At 61.9% G+C, this 23,686-nt stretch carries 20 protein-coding genes; 9 read left to right on the top strand and 11 right to left on the bottom strand.

Going from position 1 to position 23,686, the window contains the following annotated elements; translation table 11 throughout:
• Nucleotides 1-67: 67 nt before the first annotated feature.
• The 5 genes from BM403_RS13665 to gap form a co-directional block, all read right to left on the bottom strand.
• Nucleotides 68-676, bottom strand: coding sequence for a biliverdin-producing heme oxygenase (locus BM403_RS13665; protein ID WP_093543226.1), 609 nt, complete (start codon nucleotides 674-676; stop codon nucleotides 68-70).
• A gap of 137 nt (nucleotides 677-813) precedes the next feature.
• On the bottom strand, nucleotides 814-3,384 hold the full coding sequence (locus BM403_RS13660) for a TonB-dependent receptor (protein ID WP_046035270.1): 2,571 nt from the start codon (nucleotides 3,382-3,384) through the stop codon (nucleotides 814-816).
• A gap of 115 nt (nucleotides 3,385-3,499) precedes the next feature.
• The gene (locus BM403_RS13655; RefSeq protein ID WP_093543224.1) at nucleotides 3,500-4,468 is read right to left on the bottom strand and encodes a FecR family protein; all 969 of its coding nucleotides are present in this window, start codon (nucleotides 4,466-4,468) and stop codon (nucleotides 3,500-3,502) included.
• Nucleotides 4,469-4,542: 74 nt separating this feature from the next.
• Nucleotides 4,543-5,061 (bottom strand): RNA polymerase sigma factor, encoded by a 519-nt coding sequence (locus BM403_RS13650; RefSeq protein ID WP_015885659.1) that lies wholly within the window; start codon nucleotides 5,059-5,061, stop codon nucleotides 4,543-4,545.
• Nucleotides 5,062-5,198: 137 nt separating this feature from the next.
• Nucleotides 5,199-6,200 carry a type I glyceraldehyde-3-phosphate dehydrogenase gene (gene gap, locus BM403_RS13645; RefSeq protein ID WP_024077195.1) on the bottom strand — a complete coding sequence of 334 codons (1,002 nt, stop codon included), beginning with the start codon at nucleotides 6,198-6,200 and terminating at the stop codon, nucleotides 5,199-5,201.
• Nucleotides 6,201-6,421: 221 nt separating this feature from the next.
• On the opposite strand from gap, the gene edd reads away from it, so the two are divergent.
• From edd to BM403_RS13625, 4 genes are all read left to right on the top strand, one after another.
• Nucleotides 6,422-8,248 carry a phosphogluconate dehydratase gene (gene edd, locus BM403_RS13640; RefSeq protein ID WP_015885657.1) on the top strand — a complete coding sequence of 609 codons (1,827 nt, stop codon included), beginning with the start codon at nucleotides 6,422-6,424 and terminating at the stop codon, nucleotides 8,246-8,248.
• Nucleotides 8,245-9,201 carry a glucokinase gene (locus tag BM403_RS13635; protein WP_015885656.1) on the top strand — a complete coding sequence of 319 codons (957 nt, stop codon included), beginning with the start codon at nucleotides 8,245-8,247 and terminating at the stop codon, nucleotides 9,199-9,201. The genes edd and BM403_RS13635 overlap by 4 nt, the downstream gene beginning before the upstream one ends.
• Nucleotides 9,202-9,328: 127 nt before the next feature.
• Nucleotides 9,329-10,063: a response regulator gene (locus BM403_RS13630; RefSeq protein WP_015885655.1), complete on the top strand. Its 735-nt coding sequence runs from the start codon at nucleotides 9,329-9,331 to the stop codon at nucleotides 10,061-10,063.
• A 31-nt stretch (nucleotides 10,064-10,094) separates the two neighbouring features.
• On the top strand, nucleotides 10,095-11,522 hold the full coding sequence (locus BM403_RS13625) for an ATP-binding protein (protein ID WP_218189864.1): 1,428 nt from the start codon (nucleotides 10,095-10,097) through the stop codon (nucleotides 11,520-11,522).
• A 123-nt stretch (nucleotides 11,523-11,645) separates the two neighbouring features.
• On the opposite strand, the gene BM403_RS13620 is transcribed toward BM403_RS13625, so the two are convergent.
• Nucleotides 11,646-12,575 (bottom strand): AraC family transcriptional regulator, encoded by a 930-nt coding sequence (locus BM403_RS13620; protein ID WP_015885653.1) that lies wholly within the window; start codon nucleotides 12,573-12,575, stop codon nucleotides 11,646-11,648.
• Between the two features lie 328 nt (nucleotides 12,576-12,903).
• Here BM403_RS13620 and BM403_RS13615 point away from each other — a divergent pair, with 328 nt between their 5' ends.
• Together BM403_RS13615 and BM403_RS13610 are read left to right on the top strand one after the other, a co-directional pair.
• Entirely contained in the window at nucleotides 12,904-13,245 is a 342-nt protein-coding gene (locus BM403_RS13615; protein ID WP_093543220.1) for an antibiotic biosynthesis monooxygenase family protein, read from the top strand.
• Between the two features lie 44 nt (nucleotides 13,246-13,289).
• Complete coding sequence (locus BM403_RS13610) at nucleotides 13,290-13,535, top strand: hypothetical protein (protein ID WP_046035272.1); 246 nt, start codon at nucleotides 13,290-13,292, stop codon at nucleotides 13,533-13,535.
• A gap of 61 nt (nucleotides 13,536-13,596) precedes the next feature.
• Here the strand turns inward: BM403_RS13610 and BM403_RS13605 are convergent, their stop codons facing one another.
• The gene (locus tag BM403_RS13605) at nucleotides 13,597-14,229 is read right to left on the bottom strand and encodes a flavin reductase family protein (RefSeq protein ID WP_093543432.1); all 633 of its coding nucleotides are present in this window, start codon (nucleotides 14,227-14,229) and stop codon (nucleotides 13,597-13,599) included.
• A 176-nt stretch (nucleotides 14,230-14,405) separates the two neighbouring features.
• Here BM403_RS13605 and BM403_RS13600 point away from each other — a divergent pair, with 176 nt between their 5' ends.
• Entirely contained in the window at nucleotides 14,406-15,161 is a 756-nt protein-coding gene (locus tag BM403_RS13600; protein WP_093543218.1) for a COG4705 family protein, read from the top strand.
• Nucleotides 15,162-15,221: 60 nt separating this feature from the next.
• On the opposite strand, the gene BM403_RS13595 is transcribed toward BM403_RS13600, so the two are convergent.
• From BM403_RS13595 to BM403_RS13580, 4 genes are all read right to left on the bottom strand, one after another.
• Nucleotides 15,222-16,541, bottom strand: coding sequence for an MFS transporter (locus BM403_RS13595; protein WP_015885648.1), 1,320 nt, complete (start codon nucleotides 16,539-16,541; stop codon nucleotides 15,222-15,224).
• Between the two features lie 286 nt (nucleotides 16,542-16,827).
• Nucleotides 16,828-18,153 carry a sigma-54-dependent transcriptional regulator gene (locus BM403_RS13590; RefSeq protein ID WP_093543216.1) on the bottom strand — a complete coding sequence of 442 codons (1,326 nt, stop codon included), beginning with the start codon at nucleotides 18,151-18,153 and terminating at the stop codon, nucleotides 16,828-16,830.
• The gene (locus BM403_RS13585) at nucleotides 18,147-19,913 is read right to left on the bottom strand and encodes a sensor histidine kinase (protein ID WP_093543214.1); all 1,767 of its coding nucleotides are present in this window, start codon (nucleotides 19,911-19,913) and stop codon (nucleotides 18,147-18,149) included. The genes BM403_RS13590 and BM403_RS13585 overlap by 7 nt, the downstream gene beginning before the upstream one ends.
• A gap of 268 nt (nucleotides 19,914-20,181) precedes the next feature.
• Nucleotides 20,182-21,705, bottom strand: coding sequence for a fumarate hydratase (locus BM403_RS13580; protein ID WP_046035276.1), 1,524 nt, complete (start codon nucleotides 21,703-21,705; stop codon nucleotides 20,182-20,184).
• Between the two features lie 216 nt (nucleotides 21,706-21,921).
• On the opposite strand from BM403_RS13580, the gene BM403_RS13575 reads away from it, so the two are divergent.
• Both BM403_RS13575 and BM403_RS13570 read left to right on the top strand, forming a co-directional pair.
• Nucleotides 21,922-22,854 (top strand): iron-sulfur-binding ferredoxin reductase, encoded by a 933-nt coding sequence (locus tag BM403_RS13575; protein ID WP_093543212.1) that lies wholly within the window; start codon nucleotides 21,922-21,924, stop codon nucleotides 22,852-22,854.
• A gap of 30 nt (nucleotides 22,855-22,884) precedes the next feature.
• On the top strand, nucleotides 22,885-23,634 hold the full coding sequence (locus BM403_RS13570) for an enoyl-CoA hydratase-related protein (protein WP_093543210.1): 750 nt from the start codon (nucleotides 22,885-22,887) through the stop codon (nucleotides 23,632-23,634).
• The last annotated feature ends 52 nt before the right edge of the window (nucleotides 23,635-23,686 follow it).

Raw genomic sequence — 23,686 nt, 5'->3', positions numbered from 1 at the left:
GGGTGACTGGTACTCAGCTATCGGGGGCAAGCCCCCTCCCACAGTTGATGGCATTTCAATCTGGAGGTCAGGCCAATTCAGGGGCGCTAGGGTACGCCTGTTCCAGCAATACGGTGAAGCGTACAAACGCGTCGATCGCGCCTTTTTCCACAGCAGCTTCTTCTTCGGCGCTGAATGGCAGGGCGTCGAGAGTGCGCGTGAAGCTTTTCCAGCCTTCGGCACGACCACCGGCCGGCTCACCCAGGTGGCGGGCACCGAAGGTTTCACTCAGGCCCAGGCCCACGGCGCGCTTGATCAGGAACGCGGCGCCCAGCTTGGAACCTTCGGACACAAACAGCCAGCCCAGGGCTTCGGCCTTGCTCGGGTTTTTCACGGCGCCGGCGACCGGTGCAGGCACGTCGGTGTCCAGGTCGCCCAGGTCCAGCCTGGCGGCTTCGGCGCGGCAGCGCTCGGCCAGGTCCGGCACGATCTTGATCAATTCGGCATCGTTGTACAGGGCCACCAGTTCCGATTGGAACAGGTATTGCGCCACCACGAAACGGGCGAAGTTGGCTTGGGTTTCAAACGGGGCATGAGCCTTCACCAGTGCGTCGAGCCTGGTGTGTGGCTCGTGGGTGATCTGGTTCAGGCGCTGGGAGCGCAGGCTTGGGCGTTCAGCGGTAGGGGAAGCGGTCATGAAAAAAGTCCTTGAGAAGGGAAGCGCCTGGGTGCCCGAAAGAGAGCTGTTATCAACTAGACGAACAAGAAGACGCGGCACAGTAAAAAATCCTCACCCCGGCGCTGAATAATTACGCCGGGGTGAGGCGGGTTTCATCAGATGTCCCAGATCACGTTGATCGCAAAGTTGCGACCTGGCTGGGTCAGGCGGTCGAGGTTGGCCGGGGAGGTCACACCGGCTTCGCCGACGCCGTCGTAGCTGCGCACGTCGTCCCAGTTCCAGTACTTCTTGTCGGTCAGGTTGTAGAGGCCGCCGTTGACGGTCACGTCGTGGGTGACCTTGTAGAAACCGGTCAGGTCGACGATGCCGAAGCCTGGGGTCTTGAACGGGGCACTGGTGGTATTGCCGTCGGGCGAGAAGAACGTATTTTTGTCGACGCGGTTCTGTTTCTTGACCAGGGTCCAACTGACCAGGGCGCCATATTGCTCCTGGTCATAACCCAGTCCGAACACGCCCTTGAGTGGGTTGACACTGTTGAGCGGCTGGCCGGTTTCGTCGTTACGGCCGTAGGCGTAGGCCACGGCGCCCTGTGTATACAGACCCTGCGGTGAGCCGAAGGCGTCCAGGTTCATGCGGCCCTTGGCTTCAATGCCCTTGATGGTGGCGCGTTTGATGTTGAAGGGTTGGAAGATCGTGCCGGTCGGACTTACCGAGGTGTTGTCCTCGTCGATGAAGTCCTTGTACTTGTTGTAGAACACCGCGACATCGAAGTTGCCCGCGTCGAAGTTGCCGCGAATCCCGGTCTCGATGCCTTTGCTGGTTTCCGGCTTAAGGTCCGGGTTGGGCTCGACCACGTAACCTTGCTGGAGGTTTTCAAAGCGACCGTACAACGCCTTGGCCGACGGCGTGCGGAAGCCTTCGGCGTATTGGCCGAACCAGGTGTAGTGATCGGTCAGCGCGTAGGTCAGGCCGAATTTCGGCGAGACCCGGTGCCAGGTCTTGGTGCTGTCGTCGTGGGGGTAAATGCGGGTCGGGTCGGTGGCGTTGAGGAAGTCCTCGGTCAGCTTGGGCTTGAGCTGGGTGTAGTCGTAGCGAACGCTGGGCAGGAAGGTCCAGTTGTTCCAGGCGATCTGGTCCTGGGCAAACAGCGAGTAGGTGTTGATGGTCGGGTCTGGGAAGTCGCTGGCCTTGCGCACGCTGTCACCGGCCGAGGGGCTGGGTGCGCCGATGGCCGTGCAACCACTGCCGACGGCCAGGCAGGTGGCGGCGCCTTCGCGCGAACCGGTGACTTTCTGCTGCTTAAGGGTGGTGCCGTACGTGACGTGGTGATCGGTTTCGCCGAGGCTGAACGCCTTGTCCAGCTGTGCGTCGAACACCCATTGCCGTTCTTGGTACAAGGTCTCGCGGGTACGCAAGACGCGGCGACTTGGCTGGTAGATTTCGGCCGTCGTCTGGTCGGTCTTGGCAATCTGGTAGTTGAGGCTGGTCTTGATGCGGTCGGCAATCGGCGACTCGAGGGCAATGCTGTTTTCCAGGCCGAAGCGTTCACGGGTAATGGTGTCGTTGCCGGTACGGGCACGGTACCAGTTCGAGACGAAGGGGCCGGCGTTGAACGGGCCGCCCACGGCGTTCTTGAGGTTGGTGTCGCGATCATCCTTGTACTTTTCATACGTCAGGCCCAGACGGTTGTCATCGCCGTAGTTCCAACCGAGCTTGGCCAGGATATTGGTCGTGCGTGCGTCTTCCGGGTTGGCGCCGGTGCGGGCCAGGCCGGTGGCGTTGTTGCCGTCGTAGGACTCCATCTCGTGGCCATTGCGCTGGCTCAGGTGCAGCAAGCCGTCGACGTCCTGCACACGGCCAGCGACGGTGCCGGAGGTCAGCCAGCTTTCGTCGGCGGAGCTGTAGCCGGTCTTCAGGCGCGCGCCGACGTCCTGGCCGGGCTTGATGATGTCGTCCGGATCGAGGGTGAAGTAACTCACCGCGCCACCAATCGCGCTGCTGCCGTACAGGGCCGACGCCGGGCCGCGCAGGATCTCCACGCGCTTGACGATTTCCGGGTCGACGTAGTTGCGACGGGTCTTGGCGTAGGGGCCGTTGAAGAAGTTGTCCGGCACTTCCACGCCGTCCACCTGGGTGAGGATGCGATCGCCGTCGATGCCGCGAATGTTGAAACCGGCGTTACCGGCACGGGTGCCGGCGCCGCCGACTGAAACGCCAGGCTCGTAGCGCACCAGTTCGCGAATGGTGTTGACGTTCTGGCGGTCCAGCGCTTCGCGCTCATGCACGCTGACGGTGCTCGGCACGCTGCTCACATCCTGCTCGTTACGGGTGGCGCTGATGGTCACCTGTTGCAGGTTGAGGGCGCCGCCCGCTGCGCGCTTTTCCAGGACGATGCTGTTGCTGCCCAGTTTGCGGTAGCTCAGGTTGGTCCCCACCAACAGCCGGTCCAGGGCTTTTTCCGGCGACAACGGGCCGCTTACGCCAGGGGACGATACACCCTGGCCCAGTTCCGCCGGCAGGCCGACTTGCCAGCCGGTCACGGCGGTAAAGGCGTTCAGTGCCGAAACCAGCGGCTGCTGCTCGATGCTGAAGGTGTAATTGCCGTGGCTGCGTGGGGCAGGTTCGGCGGCGGTGGCGGTCATCACTGGCGCAGCGGCCAACAGGATGGCTGCCGTCAGCAAGGACAGGACGGGCGAAGAGGACCGGCGGTTGAAACAAGAGGACATCGAGAGCGCTCCGGGGTACGAGTCTTATAGTTGCGAACTGAGAAAAATAGGAATCAGTTGCATTGGCTAAGACGAGACGTACCACCGACAGCTATCGAGTAAAAATAATTCTCATTTAGTTCAAGATCACCAGCGCCGGGTATTCCGACAGCTTGGCCGAGGTGATGTGCGCCAGCGAACGCACCACGTCCAGGGGCTGGTCGAGGCGGTAATTGCCGGTGACGGCGACGCTGGCGAGTTGGTCGTTGGTGTTGACGATCCAGCCGGGGTAATAGCGACGCAGCTCGGCGAGCACTTCGCTCATCGGGCAGTTTTCGAAGATCAGCCGGCCTTGCACCCAGGCCAAGTCCTTGTTGGCGTCCAGTTTGGCGGGTTGGCCAAAGCCCTTGGGCCCGATGCGGATACTTTCACCGGCGCTCAGGCGCACACGGGCATCGTCGAAGGTATTGCTCAGGTCCACATCGCCGCGCTGCACTTGCACCTGCGCTTCGCCATTGAGGTAGCGCACGGCGAAGGCGGTATCGCGCACGCTGGCGCGTACGGGGCCGGCGTCGATCTCCAGGGGCAGGCCATGGCTGGGCACGACGTCGAAAAACGCTTCGCCCTGGTACAGGCGGGCGATGCGCTGGTGGTCCTTGATGCGGCTGGAAAACGCCGAGTTGGTGTTGAGTAGTACTTTGGAGCCATCGTCCAATTGCAGGCGCTGGCGTTCGCCCACCACGGTGAGGTGGTCGGCTTGCAGGCGTACCGGCAGGTTGCTGAAGCTGAACAGGCCGATCAACAGCACGGCGGCAGTGGCCAGCGGTTTCCAATGCGGCTTGACCCGGCGCCAGGCGCTGGGTTTGCGCGGCGCGGCCAGTGCGACAGCAGCGCTGTGGACCGGCGCGCCACCCCAGGCGGCTTGGGCCTTGCCGAACGCGTGGACATGCGCGGGGTCGCTGGCCAGCCAGGCTTCGAATTCAGCCTGCTGCCCGGGCAGCGGGCACTGCAGGGCGATCAGCCAGTCGAGGGCTTGGTCCATAGCCGTGTCTTGCAACACCTCATGAGCCAGCTCATGGGGGCGCAGTTTATTCGGGTCCGTCACGGTGTTCCTCGGGTCTTCGCCACGTTCTATTCAACTTTCCTACAGCTTAGGTCGACGTTTCTGTCGGGAGAAGCTTAAGGCCGATCCAGCCGTTCGGCCACACCTACACAGATGGCCATGATCAATTTCAGTTCCTTTTGCACGGTGCTCAAGGACACTTCCAACTGATCCGCGATCTCCTGGTAACTGCAACCGTGCAGGCGGCTGAGGATGAAAATCTGCTGTTGGCGGGCGCTCAACTGGCCGAGGCTGACACTCAGGGCTTCAAGCATCTGCTCGGCCTGGGTGGCGTCTTCGGGGGTGCTGATGGGCGCGGCGACGCTTTGCAGGACGTCCATCGGAACATCTTCCTGCAGCGTACGGGCCTGGATCCTACGCGCGCGCAGATGATCCAGCGCGAGGTTGCGCGCAGTTTGATAGACGAAGGGCTCAAGGTGATCGATCGGCCGCTCACTGAGGGCCCGGGTGACGCGCAGGTAGGTTTCCTGCAACAGGTCCTCGGCGGTGCTGTGGTTATTCACCATCCGCTGCAAGGTGCGAAGCAGAACCACCCGTTGGGTGATAAAGACGTGGTTGAAGCGAGATTGGCTCACAGTGATACCAGACCGGTTTGCAGTTAATGATAATGCTTATCATCAACTCAAATGGCAAGTGGCTATTGCTGTGAGCCTGTATCGATCAAATGTGGGAGGGGGCGAGCCCCTCCCACACAAGCCCTGCACAACTCAAATTATTCCGCGTTGCACAGCGCCAGGCAGTTATCCAGCATACGGTTCGAGAAGCCCCACTCGTTGTCATACCAGGCCAGCACTTTCAGCAATTTGCCGCTGACTTTGGTGTGATTGGCATCGAAGATCGACGACAGCGGGTTATGGTTGAAGTCACTGGAAACCAGCGGCAGGGTGTTGTAGCCGAGGATCTTCGAGTGTTGGCTGGCTTCTTTCAGCAGCGCGTTGACTTCTTCGGCACTGGCTTCTTTCTTCAACTGCACAGTGAGGTCCACCAGCGACACGTTGATCACCGGTACCCGCACGGCCATGCCGGTCAGCTTGCCCGCCAGTTCCGGCAGCACCAGGCCGACCGCTTCGGCGGCGCCGGTCTTGCTTGGGATCATGTTCTGGGTGGCCGAACGCGCGCGGTACGGGTCGGTGTGGTAGACATCGGTGAGGTTCTGGTCGTTGGTGTAGGCGTGAATCGTGGTCATCAAGCCGCTTTCGATGCCCAACTCGCGGTGCAGCACCTGGGCGACCGGCGCCAGGCAGTTGGTGGTGCACGAGGCGTTGGAGATGATCTGGTGCGATTGACGCAAAATGTCATGGTTGACGCCGTAGACCACCGTGGCGTCCGCGCCCTTGGCCGGTGCCGAGATGATCACCTTGCGTGCGCCGGCGGTAATATGGGCGGCAGCCTTGTCACGGTCGGTGAACAGGCCGGTGCATTCAAACACCACGTCGATCTTGTGCGCGGCCCACGGCAGGTCGGCCGGGTTGCGGATGGCACTCACGGCAATCCGGTCACCATTGACGGTCAGGCTTTCCTGATCGTGGGCGACCTCTGCTTCGAAAGTGCCATGTACGGTGTCGTATTTGAGGAGATGGGCATTGATCGAACTGTCGCCCAGATCATTGATGGCGACGATCTGCAAATCCTGGCGGTAGCCTTGGGTATACAGTGCGCGCAGGACATTACGGCCGATACGGCCAAAACCATTGATTGCGATACGAAGAGTCATTGGAAAGTGCCTGTCGTCGATTTGTTGTAAGAATTACAAGATTATTCGCATAAAAATAGAAAACAAGCCTTTTTAGTGGCAATATTTTGTTCAATCTACAACGAGTGACCTGAATCAACTGGTCCGATGATCCAAACGACTCCCTGCCATCCCATGCGCTGCGGGCGTTTGATCAGCATAGACACTCAGGTCGCCACATCCGTTAGCCTGGAGTTCTACACATGCATCCCCGCGTCCTTGAGGTCACCGAACGGCTTATCGCCCGCAGCCGCGCCACCCGCGAGGCTTACCTTGCGCTCATTCGCGGCGCAGCCAGCGACGGTCCGATGCGCGGCAAGCTGCAATGCGCCAACTTCGCCCATGGCGTGGCCGGTTGCGGCACCGAAGACAAAAACAGCCTGCGCATGATGAATGCCGCCAACGTGGCAATTGTTTCTTCATATAACGACATGCTCTCGGCGCACCAGCCGTACGAACATTTCCCGGAACAGATCAAGAAAGCCCTGCGCGAAGTCGGCTCGGTCGGCCAGTTCGCCGGCGGCACCCCGGCGATGTGCGACGGCGTGACCCAGGGCGAGCCCGGCATGGAGCTGAGCCTGCTCAGCCGCGAAGTGATTGCCATGTCCACGGCGGTAGCGCTGTCCCACAACATGTTCGACGCCGCGCTGATGCTGGGCATCTGCGACAAGATCGTCCCCGGCCTGATGATGGGGGCGCTGCGCTACGGCCACCTGCCGATGATCTTCGTACCGGGCGGGCCAATGCCGTCGGGTATTTCCAACAAACAGAAGGCCGACGTGCGCCAGCGCTACGCCGAAGGCAAGGCCACCCGCGAAGAGCTGCTGGAATCGGAGATGAAGTCCTACCACAGCCCCGGCACCTGCACCTTCTACGGCACTGCCAACACCAACCAGCTGTTGATGGAAGTGATGGGCCTGCACTTGCCGGGCGCCTCGTTCGTCAACCCGTACACACCGCTGCGTGATGCGCTGACCCGCGAAGCCGCACACCAGGTCACGCGCCTGACCAAGGCCAACGGCAACTTCACGCCGATCGGCGAGATCGTCGACGAGAAATCCATCGTCAACTCGATCATCGCGCTCAATGCCACCGGCGGGTCCACCAACCACACCCTGCACATGCCGGCCATCGCGATGTCGGCGGGCATCATCCTTACCTGGGACGACATGGCCGACCTCTCCGAGGTGGTGCCGACCCTGTCCCACGTGTATCCAAACGGCAAGGCCGACATCAACCACTTCCAGGCGGCGGGCGGCATGTCGTTCCTGATCCGCGAATTGCTCGAAGCCGGCCTGCTCCATGAAGACGTCAACACCGTGGCCGGCAAGGGCCTGAGCCGTTACACCCAGGAACCGTTCCTGGTCGACGGCGAGCTGATCTGGCGCGACGGCCCCATCGAAAGCCTCGACGAAACCATCCTGCGCCCCGTGGCCCGTGCGTTCTCGCCCGAAGGCGGCTTGCGCGTGATGGAAGGCAACCTTGGCCGTGGCGTGATGAAAGTCTCGGCCGTGGCGCCGGAGCACCAGATCGTTGAAGCCCCTGCCGTGGTGTTCCAGGACCAGCAGGACCTGGCCGACGCCTTCAAGGCCGGGCAACTGGAAAAAGACTTTGTCGCGGTCATGCGCTTCCAGGGCCCACGGTCCAACGGCATGCCCGAATTGCACAAGATGACGCCGTTCCTTGGCGTGCTGCAGGACCGCGGCTTCAAGGTCGCACTGGTAACAGACGGGCGGATGTCCGGCGCGTCGGGTAAGATCCCCGCCGCGATTCACGTCAACCCCGAAGCCCAGAGCGGCGGGCCACTGGCGCGGGTGCGCGATGGCGATATCATTCGCGTGGATGGCGTGAAGGGCACCTTGGAGCTTAAGGTGGACGCCGAAGAGTTTGCAGCGCGCGCGCCTGCCACGGGCCTGTTGGGCAATAACGTGGGGGCCGGTCGCGAGCTGTTTGCATTTATGCGCATGGCCGCAAGCTCCGCAGAGCAGGGCGCCAGCGCCTTTACCTCTGCCTTGGAGACGCTTAAGTGAAGTTAGCGCTGGTCGGTGACATCGGGGGCACCAATGCCCGTTTTGCGTTGTGGCGGGATCAGGAACTGCATTCGATCCGTGTGCATGCCACGGCGGATCACACGAGTCCTGAAGAGGCGATCAAGGTCTACCTCAACGAGGAAGGCCTGGAAATCGGGGACATCGGCGCGGTGTGCCTGTCAGTCGCCGGGCCAGTGAGCGGGGATGAATTTAAATTCACCAACAATCACTGGCGCCTGAGCAAGACTGCCTTCTGCAAAACCCTGCAAGTGGATGAGCTGCTGCTGGTCAATGACTTCTCGGCCATGGCCCTGGGCATGACCCGTCTCAAGCCCGACGAATTCCGCGTGGTCTGCGCAGGCACGCCGGAGCCGTTGCGCCCGGCGGTGGTGATCGGCCCGGGCACCGGCCTGGGTGTCGGTACGTTGCTGGACCTCGGCGCTGGCCGCTTTGCGGCGTTGCCGGGGGAGGGCGGGCATGTCGATTTGCCGCTGAGCAGCCCACGGGAAACCCAGTTGTGGCAGCACATCTACAGCGAGATCGGCCACGTCAGTGCGGAAACCGCGTTGAGCGGTGGCGGGTTGCCGCGTCTGTACCGTGCGATTTGTGCGGTTGATGGCCACACACCGGTCCTGGAAACGCCCGAGGCCATCACGGCCGCAGGCCTGGCCGGTGACCCGGTGGCGATGGAAGTATTGGACCAGTTCAGCATCTGGCTGGGCCGCGTCGCAGGCAACAATGTGCTGACCACCGGTGGACGCGGTGGTGTGTATATCGTGGGCGGGGTGATACCGAGGTTTGCCGACTTCTTTATCCGCAGTGGCTTTGCCAAGAGCTTCAGTGACAAAGGCTGCATGAGCGACTACTTCAAGGGCATTCCGGTGTGGTTGGTGACGGCGCCGTATTCCGGGTTGACCGGGGCGGGTGTGGCGCTCGAACAGGCTTTTGCATAGGCAGTGATGGCCCTGTCGGGGGCAAGCCCCGTCCCACAGTTTGATGTGTGAATACATTCAAAGTGTGGGAGGGGGCTTGCCCTCGATGAGGCCATCAAGTACACCCCATAACAACAAGGAGGACCCCGTGAGCGTAATCAGTAAATCGATTCTCCTCGTCGACGACGACCAGGAAATCCGCGAATTGCTGCAGACCTACCTCAGTCGCGCCGGCTTCCAGGTGCGTGGCGTGCCGGATGGCGCGGGGTTCCGCCAGGCGATGAACGAGGCGCCCTGCGACCTGGTCATCCTTGATGTGATGTTGCCAGACGAAGACGGTTTCAGCCTCTGCCGCTGGATCCGCCAGCACCCGCGCCAGGCGCAGGTGCCGATCATCATGCTCACCGCCAGTTCCGACGAGGCCGACCGCGTGATCGGCCTGGAGCTGGGCGCCGATGACTACATCGGCAAGCCTTTCAGCCCCCGCGAGCTGCAGGCGCGGATCAAGGCCTTGTTGCGCCGTTGCCAGTTCGGCCAGGAGCGCAGCAGTGGCGGCGATGTGCTGGTGTTTGATGAGTGGCGCCTGGATATGATCAGCCACCGCCTGTTCCACGTGGATGGCGAAGAGGTGATCCTCTCCGGCGCCGACTTTGCCCTGCTCAAATTATTTCTCGACCACCCGCAACAGATCCTCGACCGCGACACCATCGGCAACGCCACCCGTGGCCGCGACCTGATGCCGCTGGACCGTATCGTCGACATGGCCGTCAGCCGCCTGCGCCAACGCCTGCGCGATACCGAAAAACCGCCGAGGCTGATCCGTACGGTGCGTGGCAGTGGGTATCAACTGGCAGCCAGCGTGGTTGCCGGCAATGCCCACTGAACCATTGACCGAGCGCCGTCGGCGCTTCCCGGTGCCGCGCTCGCTGTTGGGGCGCATGCTGCTGCTGACGCTGCTGGCCGTGTTGTTTGCCCAAGCGCTGTCCAGTGTGATCTGGGTGTCGCAGTTGCGTGCCACCCAGCTCGAAGGGCTGGTCACCAGCGCCCGCAGCCTGGCGCATTCGATGACCGCCAGCGTGAGTTACTTCCGTTCGTTGCCGGTGGCGTATCGGCCGTTGGTGCTGGACCAATTGCGCAGTATGGGCGGTACGCGTTTTGTGGTGACCCTCAATGATCGTCCGCTGGACATGGCCATCCTGCCGCAGACCCCGCGTAAACAGGCGGTGCTCGAGGCGGTGGACGAGGTGTTGAAACAAACCCTCGGCGCCGATGTGCACATGTCGGTGGAGTTCGTCAGCGCCGAAGACCTGCGTATCTTCAACGCCGGCCTGAAACTCGATGAACTGCCGCGCTCCTGGGCGCACTACGCCCTGACCCTGGAACCGGTGAACCCACCGGTGCTGGTCACCCAGATCCAACTCGCCCAGGGCGAATGGCTGTACATCGCCTCGCTGTTGCCCGAGCCCTACACCAGCCTTGAAGAACAAGGCCTGCCGTCCCAGCAAGTGTGGTTTATCGTGCTGACCAGCGGTTTCCTGCTGCTGTTTATCGGGTTGCTGGTGCACTGGCAGAGCCGGCCGCTCAAGCGCCTGGCGCGGGCGGCGCGGGACATGTCCCTGGGGGCCGATGTTGAGCCGGTGGCCGAAGGCGGCGGCAGCGAAGTGGTGGAAGTAGGGCGTGCGTTCAATGCCATGCGCGAGCGCATCAGCCGCTACCTGACCGAACGCAGCCAATTGTTCAGTGCGATCTCCCACGACTTGCGCACGCCGATCACCCGCCTGCGCCTGCGCGTTGAATTGCTTGAAGACGAAAACCTGCAAGCCAAGTTTGGCCGCGACCTGGATGAGTTGGAGTTGCTGGTGAAGGGCGCGCTGCAATGTGTGAAAGACACCGATATCCACGAAAACATCGAGCCGGTCGACCTCAATCACGTGCTCGACTGCCTGGTGGAGCCGTATCTGGCGCCTAACGGTAATGGCCGCGTGACTCAACATGGCCGCGCCCTGAGCACTTATCCGGGCAAGCCGCTGGCGCTCAAGCGTTGCATCGGCAACTTGATCGACAACGCCCTGAAGTACGGGCAGAACGCGCATTTGCACATTGAGGACGATGGCGCGGAGTTCATCCTGCACGTGGATGACGAAGGCCCCGGCGTGCCGGAGCAGCGGTTGGAGCAGGTGTTCGAACCGCACTTCCGCCTGGCCGGGCAGCAGCAGGGTTACGGCTTGGGCTTGGGGATTGCGCGCAACATTGCGCATAGCCATGGCGGCGAAGTGAGTTTGCAGAATCTGCGCGAGGGTGGGTTGCGGGTGACCCTGCAACTACCGCGCGGCTTAGACTGAACACAAGCGGTCAACGTGTGGGAGGGGGCTTGCCCCCGATGACAGTATGTCAGTCAGCTTAGTCTGTAGCTGACCCACCGCAATCGGGGGCAAACCCCCTCCCACATTTTGATCTTCATTGGTTCAGATGCTCTGGCGCAACCGCGCCAGGTCACGCAATGGCGGCGCACCAAAAAGCCGGCTGTATTCCCGGCTGAACTGCGACGGGCTTTCATACCCCACGCGATACCCCGCCGCCGACGCTTCCAACCCTTCGGCAATCATCAATCGCCGGGCCTCCTGCAAGCGCAGTTGCTTCTGATATTGCAGCGGACTCATGGCGGTGATTGCTTTGAAGCGGTGGTGCAAGGTCGAGACGCTCAGGTTCACTTCCTTGGCCAGGTCATCGATGCGCAGCGGTTGTTCGTAGTTGCCATTCAACCACTTGATCGCCTGGCTGACGCGATGGCTCTGACTGTTGGCCACGGCAATTTCATACAGCCGATAACCCTGCGGGCCCCGCAACAGGCGATAGAGAATTTCCCGGTTGATCAATGGCGCGAGCATCGCGATATCTTTGGGCGTATCGAGCAGGCGCGCCAGGCGCAGCACGGCGTCGAGCAATTGGGTGTCGATACGGTCCACGTACATGCCACGGGAGGTTGGACGCGTCGGCACGCCCATCGGGCCGGCTTCGGCAATCAAGGCGGTGAGCTGGGCCGGGTCGATGTTGATGCGTACCGACAGGTTCGGGTCTTGCGGGGTGGCATCAATGATCCGCCCGGCCACCGGCATGGCCACCGAAAAGACTAAATAGTTGAGCGGGTCGTAGGCGAAGATTTCGTCAGCCAGGCGCACTTCCTTGCTGCCGCTGGCCAGAATGCACAGGGCCGGCTCGACCAGCACCGGCATGAAGTCGCGCGGCGTGTTGTGGCGGTTCAGGTACAGCGTCGTGATGGCCGTGCCGTAGGAGCCTTCTTCCCAGGTATGCCGGTGCACGATACTGGCCAGCTCGGCGCGCTGTTTTTCCATCTCGGCATCGAGGGGGATGGATTTGGATTCGGGCGACGGCATGGGGCGTCCTCTACAGGCTGCGGTGATGGGGGCAAGCTTAGCGGCGACGGTTCAAACAGTGTTACGTCGATTCTGCACAATCCTTGCCTGATCCTGCGCCCTATCGTGAATCAGGCAAGCAGCGGGCCTGTCATCTCCCTGAAACACGGCGTTTGTCCGTGGAATAAAGCCCTGGGCCGAACGTCCTCTCTACGCTTCTCGCAGGATTGTGCAATAAGCCGGCAGGAATCGACTAACCGCGTGCTCACCCGCGCCGTTATCTTTGATCCTGTGGCAACACACTCTCACAGTGCTTGCCGAGCATCACTTCTCAACGGGAGAGTCGAACATGTCCACCCCCATTCCCGCGAGCCATATGGCCTTTATCCGCGCCCGAGCCGGGTGCAGCACCGAACTCGGTGCACGCTTGAGCAGTTTGATCGAACCGGGCCGCCAGGCTCAGGGTTGCCTGCAATTCTCGTTGCAGCATTCCCAGGTCGACCCTGATGTCTGGCTGATCTCCGGTTTCTGGAGCAGCGAGCAGGCGATGAGCGCCTACTTCGACTCTCCGGCCCTGATGATCTTTACCGAGCTGTTAAACGACAGGGTCGTGCGCAGCATGGACTTCCAGACCTTCACCGATGCATCCGCCGCGAATGCCTACGGCGAGTACCTGCAACTCGCCGGCTGATCAGGTTTAGAATGGCCGACTTTCCATTGGCCAGGACCTGCAACATGGCACGTAAACAATTTGCCCACCACGAAGCCGTATCCGCCGTAGTACCGGGTGAAGGTGGCTACAGCGCCGCCGTCGCCGTCAAGGCACTGGATGGCATGGGCGCACCGAAGTTTCACAAGATCCTTGATGGACAGACGTTCAAGACCGCTTCCGACGCCGACGATGCAGCCACCGTGCAGCTTGAACGGCTGATCGGTGTGGATGAAGAGGGTCAACTGACCTGGGCGAGCGCCGCCAACTGAGCAACGCCGACAATCTAATGTGGGAGGGGGCAAGCCCCCTCCCACTTTTTATTGTATTCAGTCAGGGTTTGGTGGTGCTTGGCCGGTACATCTTGAACAGCGCCTCCGGCCCCAACTGGAAGTAATCCGCCGGGCCACCACCGCGCAAAATCGGCTCGGCGGCGGCGGTGTCGTAGACCCCATCCTTGAGCAGCCACTTGGCGATGTGCACCGCGACCACCTCGCCCAGCACCAGCCAACTCGGCACCAACGCTTTGTCCGCACGTTGCAACTGGATGATCTGCGTCACCTTGCACTCGAACGACACCGGGCTCTCGCCCACCCGTGGCACGCCAACGATCTTGGAAGCCACCGGCGTCAGGCCGGACAACTCGAACTCGTTGACCTCGGGGGAAACGGCGGCGCAACTCTGGTTCATCTGCTCGGCCAGCGGGCGGGTCGCCAGGTTCCACACAAACTCGCCGGTCTGTTCGATGTTGTTCAGGCTGTCTTTGCGCCCGACACTGGAAAACCCGATGATCGGCGGAATGTAGTTGAACGCATTGAAGAAGCTGTAGGGCGCCAGGTTCAGGCGGCCTTCACTGTCGTGTGACGAAATCCAGCCGATCGGCCGTGGCCCGACGATGGCATTGAACGGGTCATGGGGCAGGCCGTGGCCTTTGGCGGGTTCGTAGAAGTGGATATCGTCGGACATGGCCGGGTTCCTGCTGTTGGCTTCGTTGAGGTGGCCATACTGCAACCCAAGGCGGCTAATTTCCATCGGCGATATGGAATTTTCATTCCTCGCCCACCTATTTTTCACAGTTCCCCGTTCAGTCTGCGCCCAAGGTCGACACCCCCATAAGACTGAACCTTGGAGCCTTCTACCGCATGAACAAACTTCCTCAGATCACCCTCGCGTTCTGGGTCATGAAAATCTGCGCAACCACCCTGGGCGAAACCGCCGGGGATTTGCTGTCGATGACGCTGAATGTCGGTTATGCCATCAGCTCAATGATCCTGATCAGCGTATTCCTGGTCACCTTGGTGACGCAACTCTGGTCCAAAACCTACAACCCCGTGCTCTACTGGATCGTGATCCTGTCCACCAGCACCGCCGGCACTACGATGTCGGACTTCATGGACCGCACCCTCGGCCTGGGCTACGCCACGGGCTCGATGATCCTGATCGTGATCCTGATGATCATCTTTGCCGTGTGGCACCTCAGTGGTGACTCGCTGAACGTGAACAAGGTGCAGACCTTCCGAGGCGAGTTGTTCTACTGGATGGCGATCCTGTTCTCCAACACCTTGGGCACGGCCTTGGGCGATTTCCTCGCGGACGATTCGGGGCTCGGTTTTGCCGGTGGCGCCTTGTTGATCGGCTCGACCATCGCCGCGGTGGTGGCGCTCAAGTATTTCACCCGGATCTCGTCGGTGCTGTTGTTCTGGGTGGCGTTTGTACTGACGCGGCCATTCGGCGCAACACTGGGGGACTTTCTCACCAAGCCCCATGAAAAGGGCGGATTGGACTTTGGCACGGTGGGGTCGTCGGCGGTGTTGGCGGGTGTGTTGCTAGTGATGATTGTGGCTGCATCGTATGCGCAGCGGCGGTATGGGCAGCGTGAGGTTGCGGAACTGTCCTGATCTCAAAAAAAGGGCTGTGTCATCTGCTGACACAGCCCTTTTTGCAGGACTGGCGAAGCGTTAGTCAGTGGTGATACGTGAATGCTTGCGCGTGTCCTTCATGGTCACGTAGACCACCAGCGACACCGCGATGCATGCGGTCACATACCAGTAGTAGCCGGTCTCCATGCCGATGCTCTTGAACCACAGCGCGATGTATTCAGCGGTACCGCCGAAGATCGACACCGTCAGCGCATACGGCAGGCCCACGCCCAGGGCGCGGATTTCGGTCGGGAACAGTTCGGCTTTCACCACGGCGTTGATCGAGGTGTAGCCGCTGACGATGATCAGCGCAGCCATGATCAGGAAGAACGCGCCCCACCAGGACTGGATGGTGTGCAGGGTGGTGAGGATCGGCACGGTGAACAGCGTGCCGAGGATACCGAAGGCGATCAGGATCGGCCGACGGCCTACCTTGTCCGACAGCCCACCGACGATCGGTTGCAGGCACATGAACAGGAACAGCGTCGCCGCCGAGATGGTGGTGGAGTCGGAAATGCTCATGCCGACGGTGTTCACCAGGTATTTCTGCATGTAGGTGGTGTAGGTGTAGAACGCCAGCGTACCGCCCATGGTCAGGCCGACCACGGTCAGCAGTTCCTTGGGGTGGCGCATCAAGGTGCGCATGGCGCTTTCCTTGGCTTTTTCCTTTTTGGTGAACGACTCGGTTTCTTCCATGCCGCGACGCAGGTACAGCGCGACCACCGCACACAGGGCGCCAATGGCAAACGGGATACGCCAGCCCCAGGCATACAGTTGCTCGGTGGTCAGCACTTGTTGCAGCACGATCAGTACCGCCAGGGCGATGAGCTGGCCGGAGATCAGGGTCACGTACTGGAAGCTGGAGTAGAAACCGCGACGTTCCTTGGTCGCCATCTCGCTGAGGTAAGTGGCGGAGGTGCCGTATTCGCCGCCGACCGACAGGCCCTGCAGCAAACGGGCAAATACCAGCAGGATGGGCGCACCGATACCGATGATTTCATAGCCAGGGCTCAGGGCAATCAGCAGCGAGCCGAAGCACATCAGGTAGACGGAGGCCATCAAGGCCTTTTTACGTCCGACTTTGTCGGCATACAGGCCCATCAGCCAGCCACCGATCGGGCGCATCAGGAAGCCCACGGCGAAGATCGCGGCGGTGTTGAGCAGTTGGGCGGTGGTGTCGCCTTTCGGGAAGAAGGCTTTGGCGAAGTACAGCGAGAAAGCGGCGTAGACGTACCAGTCGTACCACTCGACCATGTTGCCGACCGATCCGCTGAAAATCGATTTGATCCGGCTGGACGTGGTGCGCTCTTTCGCCGGCGCAGCCGCCGACCCCAGAGGCAGGGAGTTGGAGTTATCCATTGAAGGATCCTTCATCTAGTTGTTTTTATGGAGCGTGCTTGAGCACTGCCTGGCTGGGGCTATAGCAGGAGCTGTGCCAGGTGGGTGAAGGCCCGGAATAGAAGGGTTACGAGATTTTATTGAGCGGAAAGTTGCTGATGATTTTAAGGGGGTGAGCGGAAATCCGCTTATGGCTGCTGTCCTCATCGGGGGCAAGCCCCCTCCCACATTTTGATTTGTGAACACGCTCAAGTGTGGGAGGGGGCTTGCCCCCGATAGCGGCCTGCCAGTCAACACAACGATGGGCCTAGAGAAACATCTCCCGCACCAACCCATGCCGCTGCATCTTTTCATTCAAGGTTCTGCGCGGCAGTTGCAACTCCGCCAGCACCGCCTTGATATCGCCTTTATGCCGGGTCAACGCGGCCTTCAAGCAATGAGCCTCGAACGCCTCCTGCTGCGCCGCCAGGGATTGCCCGGCCTCGACGCCTTCCGGTTCCGGGTCGCCAAGCCCCAGCACCTGGCGCTCGGCGACGTTAGCCAGCTCACGCACATTGCCCGGCCAGTCGTGACTGAGCAGGCGCCCCAGTTGCGCGCCACTCAGCGGTTCGACGGTGCGGCCCAGGCGATCGGCGGCACTGTGGGTGAAGTGGTCGAACAGCAAGGGGATATCCTCGCGGCGCTCACGCAAAGGCGGCAGGCGCAATTGCGCGACGTTCAAGCGGTAGGCCAAGTCTTCGCGAAAGCGCCCGGCGCGGGCCTCTTCCAGCAGGTCCGGCTTGGTGGCGGCGATGATGCGCAGGTCCACGTGAATACTATTGTTGGAGCCCAGCCGCTCCAGCTTCTGCTCCTGCAGCACGCGCAGCAGTTTCACCTGCTGGGCCAGCGGCATGCTTTCGATTTCATCGAGGAACAGCGTGCCACCGTGGGCGTACTCCAGCTTGCCGATGCGCTTGCCCTGGGCCCCGGTGAACGCGCCGCTTTCGTGGCCGAACAGTTCGGCCTCGAACAATTGCTCGGGAATCGCGGCGCAATTGAGTGCCACAAACGGCTTTTTCGCGCGCGGGCCAAAATCATGCAGGCAGCGGGCGACCAGCTCCTTGCCGCTGCCGGTCTCGCCACGGATCAGCACGTTGACCGGCAGGCTTGCCAGGTCCAGCACCTGGCGGCGCAAGGTTTGCAAACCCCGGGACACACCCAGCAGCGTCGATTCCAACTGCGCCCGATGATCGGCCTGTTGATGCAGGCGTCGGTTTTCGAGAATCAAGCCACGCTTGTCCAAGGCACGGCGCAGGCTGTTGAGCAAGGCATCGGGGCTGAAGGGTTTTTCCAGGAAGTCGTAGGCACCGTCGCGCATGGCCTCAACGGCCATCGGCACATCGCCGTGGCCGGTGAGCAGAATGACCGGCAAATCCGCGTCGCGGCGCTGCACCTCGGCCAACAGTTCCAGGCCGCTGAGGCCGGGCATGCGCACGTCGCTCAGGATCACTCCGGGGAAGTCCTTGGGCAGTCGCGCCAGGCATTCGTCGGCGCGGCTGAACAATTGCACCTCAAACCCCGACAGGCTCAACCATTGCTCGACGGCTGTGCGAATACTGGCTTCGTCATCGACCACAATCACCGCGTTCAGCATGGTTCGGGCGTCTCCAGCGCGATAGGCAAGGTCAGGGTGAATACCGCGCCGTCGCCCCGGTTGCCGGCGCTCAGGCGTCCGCCCAGTTCGTGCACGATAGCGTAGGACACCGCCAACCCCAAGCCGAGCCCGTCACCCACGGGCTTGGTGGTGAAGAACGGGTCGAACACACTGTTCAGGTGGTCGTCGGCAATCCCGCCGCCGGAATCGCTGACGGTCAGCTGCCACAGCTGTTGATCGGCATGCAGGCGGATTTCCAGGCGTTTGCGCGGCTTGTCGGCCATGGCGTCCAAGGCGTTGCGCAGCAGGTTGATCAGCACCTGCTCCAGGCGAATCGCATCGCCGCGGACCCCGGCGGGGCGGGTCAGGTCCAGCACTACGCCGATGGCTTCATCGCGCAGGCGTGCATCCAGAAGATGCAGGGACTGGTCCACCACCGTGGCCAAGTCCAGGCGTTCACGCAGGCCACTCGGGCTTTTGCGCGCGAAGGTCTTGAGGTGACCGGTGAGCGCGGCCATGCGCGTGAGCATGTCGTCCAGCGGGGTGAGCGCCTTGTAGGCGTCGTCGACGCGGCCGTGATCGAGCAGTAGGCGCAACGTGGCCAACTGCATGCGTTGGGCCGTCAGTGGCTGATTGATTTCGTGGGCGAGGGCGGCGGACATCTGCCCCAGCGCTGCCAACTTGGCCGATTGCACCAGGCCATCTTGGGCGGTGCGCAGCGCCTGGGTGCGTTCTTCCACCAGTTGTTCAAGCTCCTCGCGACTGCGCTGGCGCAAACGGGCCAGGCGCCAGCGTTGGGTCAGGAACAGCACCAGGAACACCAGCGCCAGCCAGGAACCGGCGGCGGCCAGCCCGGCGTTGCGTTGATCCTCAAAGGCGAACTGGGGCTTGCGCAGCAGGTGCAGGGTCCAGCCTTCGGCTTTCAGCGGCAAGGACTCCCAGATGTAGTTGGCGCTGCCCTCCGGGCCGTTGACGCGCATCAAATGGCTGTTTTCGCCAAAGCGCTGCAGTGACTGGGCATCCAGCGGCAGCAGTTGTTTTTTGTCGTATTGGCGGGTGGCCTTGAGTTCGGCAAGGTCGCTGGCCGACAGCGGCCGCAGGTTGCGATAACGCCAGCCGGGTTGATTGGCGATAAACACGATGCCACGCGCATCACTGACCAGCAGTAAGTCATTGCCTTGGGCCCACTCGCGCTCAAGCTCGGGGAACTCCAGCTTGACCACCATGGCGCCGAGGAACTGCTCGTGTTCATCCAGCACCGCGCTGGAGAGGAAGTAACCGGGGATCCCGGTGGTTACGCCCACCGCATAAAAGCGCCCGGTGCCCTGGCTCAATGTCTGGCTGAAGTACGGTCGGAACGCGTAGTTATGCCCCACGTAACTGCTCGGCAGGTTCCAGTTGCTGGCGGCCACGGCCAGGCCGGTGCGGTCCATCAACTCCAGCGTGGAAGACTGCGCAGCCCCGTTGATGCGTTCGAGCTTGCGGTTGAGCAGGTCCTGGGTGGAGGGATCCAGCGGGCCCTTCAAGGCGTTGATCATCTCCGAGTCCAGCGCCAGCACGGCGGGCAGGGCGCGGTAGCGTTCGATCAGGGTGTGCAGCGAGTTGGCATACAACGCAAGCTGCTGATTGGCGCGGGCGGCATCGTCCACCAGGGCCTGGCGTTCGGCATGGCGCGTGGCCAAGGCGGCAGCCAGCACGGCACCGGCGATGATCAGCAGGGAGTAGAACGTCAGGCGCAGGGGGCGAGGGATCACGATCATACGGTGATGGGCAGGCGCAGAAAGGGGAGTGCACCATAGCATGCACGACGTTAACGTTGTGGCGAGCGGGGTTGTGTAGTGAGCGGGCTTGCCCCGCGCTGGGTGGCGAAGCCGCCCTAAAACCTGACACCGCGTTCTGTTTGGCAAAATGATGGGGCGGCTTCGCCGCGCAGCGCGGGGCAAGCCCGCTCACTACAGAGAAACCAGCAGGCAATAAAAAGGCGACTAGGCCCAAGGCCGCAGTCGCCTATCCTTGCAAGGGAAATGCTTACTGCACTTCTACCGCCAGGCTGTCACTGATCTTTTTCTGCCAGATGGCAGGACCGGTGATGTGGACGGATTCGCCCTTGCTGTCCACCGCCACGGTGACCGGCATGTCTTTCACATCGAACTCGTAGATCGCTTCCATGCCCAGTTCGGCGAAGGCGACAACGCGCGACTTCTTGATGGCTTGCGCCACCAGGTAAGCGGCACCACCGACGGCCATCAGGTACACGGCCTTGTGGTCCTTGATCGCTTCGATGGCGGTCGGACCGCGCTCGGATTTGCCGATCATGCCCAACAGGCCGGTCTGCTCGAGGATCTGACGGGTGAACTTGTCCATCCGCGTCGCGGTGGTCGGGCCCGCTGGGCCAACCACTTCTTCGCGCACCGGATCAACCGGGCCGACGTAGTAGATGAAGCGGCCCTTGAGGTCCACCGGCAGGCTTTCGCCCTTGTTCAGCATCTCGACCATGCGCTTGTGCGCGGCGTCGCGACCGGTGAGCATCTTGCCGTTGAGCAACACGGTTTCGCCCGGCTTCCAGCTCTGCACTTCTTCCGGGGTGAGGGTGTCGAGGTTGACGCGGCGGGCCGAAGGGCCGGCTTCCCAGACGATTTCCGGGTAGGCGTCCAGCGGTGGCGCTTCCAGCGACGCCGGGCCCGAGCCGTCGAGCACAAAGTGCGCGTGACGGGTGGCGGCGCAGTTGGGGATCATGCACACCGGCAGGGAGGCGGCGTGGGTCGGGTAGTCCATGATCTTCACGTCGAGCACGGTGGTCAGGCCACCCAGGCCCTGGGCGCCGATGCCCAGTTGGTTGACCTTCTCGAACAGCTCCAGGCGCATCTCTTCGATACGGTTCTGCGGGCCGCGCTTTTTCAGCTCGTGGATGTCGATGGACTCCATCAACACTTCCTTGGCCATCACCGCGGCTTTCTCGGCGGTGCCGCCGATGCCGATGCCGAGCATGCCCGGTGGGCACCAGCCGGCGCCCATGGTCGGAACGGTCTTGAGCACCCAGTCAACGATCGAGTCGGACGGGTTGAGCATGGCCATTTTCGACTTGTTCTCGGAACCGCCGCCCTTGGCCGCCACGTCCACTTCCACGGTGTTACCCGGGACGATGGAGTAGTGGATGACCGCTGGGGTGTTGTCCTTGGTGTTTTTACGCGCGCCTGCCGGGTCGGCGAGGATGGAGGCACGCAGGACGTTTTCCGGCAGGTTGTAGGCGCGACGCACGCCTTCGTTGATCATGTCGTCCAGGCCCATGGTGGCGCCATCCCAACGGACGTCCATGCCCACGCGCACGAACACGGTGACGATACCGGTGTCCTGGCAGATCGGGCGATGACCGGTGGCGCACATGCGCGAGTTGATCAGGATCTGGGCGATGGAATCACGCGCCGCTGGCGATTCTTCGCGCAGGTAGGCTTCGTGCATGGCCTGGATGAAATCAACGGGGTGGTAGTAGGAAATGAATTGCAGGGCGTCGGCAACGCTCTGAATCAGGTCGTCTTGCTTGATCACGGTCATGAGTCGCGCTCCTCTATAAGGGAACATTCAATAAAGGTGAGCCCAGTGTTGCATCGGTCGGCTGAGCTCACCTTTCCAAGGCACGCCAAAGTGGTGCAGGCGCGACGCTAAAAAGGCGCGGCAGTATAACCCGGCGCGGTGGCCGATACACCCGACTATGGTCAAACTGTCGCAGGCATGATTCCCTGTGCGCGCCCTTTGTGATTGAGTCCTTATATGCCTGAACTGTACGTCGGCGAACGCCATTGGTCGGTAACGACCGGCAGTAATCTGCTGGATGCCTTGAACCAGGCGGGTGTGGCCGTGCCTTACAGTTGCCGCGCCGGCAGTTGCCATGCGTGCCTGGTGCGGTGCCAGGGCGAGGTCGAGGATAAGCAGCCCGAGGCCTTGAGCGCGGCGCAACGCCAGGAGGGTTGGCGCTTGGCGTGCCAGTGCCAGGTCCGTGGGGATCTGCGTGTCGAAACGTTTGACCCGCTGCGTGACGGTTTGCCGGCCGAGGTGGTGGGCATCGAGTGGATGAACTCGACGGTATTGCGCCTGCGCCTGCAACCGGAGCGCAGTCTGCGCTACCGGGCCGGGCAGCACCTGGTGCTGTGGGCGGGGTCGGTGGCGCGCCCGTATTCCCTGGCGAGCTTGCCCCAGGAGGATGCCTTTCTGGAGTTTCATATCGATTGCCGTCAACCGGGCGAATTCAGCGATGCGGCGCGGGCGCTGTCGGTGGGTGACCGATTGCGTTTGGGCGAATTACGCGGTGGCGCATTGCAATATGATCCTGACTGGCAATCCCGGCCGTTGTGGCTGCTGGCATCCGGTACCGGGTTGGGGCCGTTGTGGGGCGTGTTGCGTGAAGCGCTGCGCCAGGATCATCAGGGGGCCATCCGTGTGATTCACCTGGCCCATGATGCCGATGGCCATTACCTGGCCGAACCCTTGGCGGCGCTGGCCGCGCAGTACCCCAACCTGGCGGTGGAGCTATGGACGGCGGCCGAGTCGGCCCAGGCATTGGCGCAACTGCGGCTTGTTTCGCGGCAAACTCTGGCCTTACTCTGCGGGCACCCTGTCAGCGTGGAAGCGTTTTCCAAGCGCTTGTTCCTGGCGGGACTGCCGCGCAATCAACTGCTGGCCGATGTGTTCCTGCCCCGTGGTTGAGCGCTGAACTCTACAGTCGCGAGATTGACCATGACTGACGCCATCCAACAGCAGCGCGAACGTGGGCTGCTGATCCTGCAGCTCAATCGCCCTGACAAAAAGAACGCCCTGACCCGCGCCATGTACACACAACTGGCCGAGGCGTTGGAGCAGGCCGATGCGGACGGGGAGATTCGCTGCGTACTGATCCAGGGCAGCAGTGAGTGCTTCACTGCCGGCAACGACATTGGCGATTTTCTCGACCATCCGCCCAGCGATCTTGATACCCCGCCGTTCCACTTCATGAAGAGCCTGCTCAACTGTCGAAAACCAGTGATTGCGGCTGTGGCGGGTGCGGCGGTGGGCATCGGCACGACCCTGTTGCTGCATTGCGACCTGGTGTATGTCAGCCGCGATGCGCGGTTGCGCATGCCGTTCGTCAATTTGGGACTGTGTCCAGAATTTGGCTCGAGTTTGATCCTGCCGCGCTTGTTGGGGCATGCCAAGGCGGCTGAGTTGCTATTGCTGGGTGAGGGGTTCACCGGTGAACAGGCGGCTGCCTGGGGCATTGCCACCGAGGCGTTGGGCAGTGGTGAGGCGGCGCTGGCCAAGGCGCGGGAAGTGGCCGAGCGTTTTGAAACCCTGGCGCCGGGGGCGGTGCAGGTGACCAAGCAGTTGATGAAGAGCGTGGACCGCGAACAGTTGCGGCAGGTGATCGAGGAGGAGGGGGCGTTGTTTACCCAGCGGTTGAGGTCGCCTGAGGCGATTGCGGCATTGTCGGGGTTTATCAGCAGTCGCTGAAGGTAAGTCGATGAGGCCCTGACAGCCAGCAGGTCACTCTGGTCTGAAATGC

This window comes from Pseudomonas sp. OV546 (assembly GCF_900116845.1).
GTDB lineage: Bacteria > Pseudomonadota > Gammaproteobacteria > Pseudomonadales > Pseudomonadaceae > Aquipseudomonas > Aquipseudomonas petroselini.
This window is presented reverse-complemented; position numbering and strand designations above follow the sequence as displayed.

Bases quoted from the DNA above. Each gene is read 5' to 3' on its own strand.
- BM403_RS13665 (WP_093543226.1), bottom strand. From the start codon at position 676: ATGACCGCTTCCCCTACCGCTGAACGCCCAAGCCTGCGCTCCCAGCGC.
- BM403_RS13660 (WP_046035270.1), bottom strand. From the start codon at position 3,384: ATGTCCTCTTGTTTCAACCGCCGGTCCTCTTCGCCCGTCCTGTCCTTG.
- gap (WP_024077195.1), bottom strand. From the start codon at position 6,200: ATGACTCTTCGTATCGCAATCAATGGTTTTGGCCGTATCGGCCGTAAT.
- edd (WP_015885657.1), top strand. From the start codon at position 6,422: ATGCATCCCCGCGTCCTTGAGGTCACCGAACGGCTTATCGCCCGCAGC.
- BM403_RS13620 (WP_015885653.1), bottom strand. From the start codon at position 12,575: ATGCCGTCGCCCGAATCCAAATCCATCCCCCTCGATGCCGAGATGGAA.
- BM403_RS13615 (WP_093543220.1), top strand. From the start codon at position 12,904: ATGTCCACCCCCATTCCCGCGAGCCATATGGCCTTTATCCGCGCCCGA.
- BM403_RS13610 (WP_046035272.1), top strand. From the start codon at position 13,290: ATGGCACGTAAACAATTTGCCCACCACGAAGCCGTATCCGCCGTAGTA.
- BM403_RS13605 (WP_093543432.1), bottom strand. From the start codon at position 14,229: ATGTCCGACGATATCCACTTCTACGAACCCGCCAAAGGCCACGGCCTG.
- BM403_RS13600 (WP_093543218.1), top strand. From the start codon at position 14,406: ATGAACAAACTTCCTCAGATCACCCTCGCGTTCTGGGTCATGAAAATC.
- BM403_RS13595 (WP_015885648.1), bottom strand. From the start codon at position 16,541: ATGGATAACTCCAACTCCCTGCCTCTGGGGTCGGCGGCTGCGCCGGCG.
- BM403_RS13590 (WP_093543216.1), bottom strand. From the start codon at position 18,153: ATGCTGAACGCGGTGATTGTGGTCGATGACGAAGCCAGTATTCGCACA.
- BM403_RS13585 (WP_093543214.1), bottom strand. From the start codon at position 19,913: ATGATCGTGATCCCTCGCCCCCTGCGCCTGACGTTCTACTCCCTGCTG.
- BM403_RS13580 (WP_046035276.1), bottom strand. From the start codon at position 21,705: ATGACCGTGATCAAGCAAGACGACCTGATTCAGAGCGTTGCCGACGCC.
- BM403_RS13575 (WP_093543212.1), top strand. From the start codon at position 21,922: ATGCCTGAACTGTACGTCGGCGAACGCCATTGGTCGGTAACGACCGGC.
- BM403_RS13570 (WP_093543210.1), top strand. From the start codon at position 22,885: ATGACTGACGCCATCCAACAGCAGCGCGAACGTGGGCTGCTGATCCTG.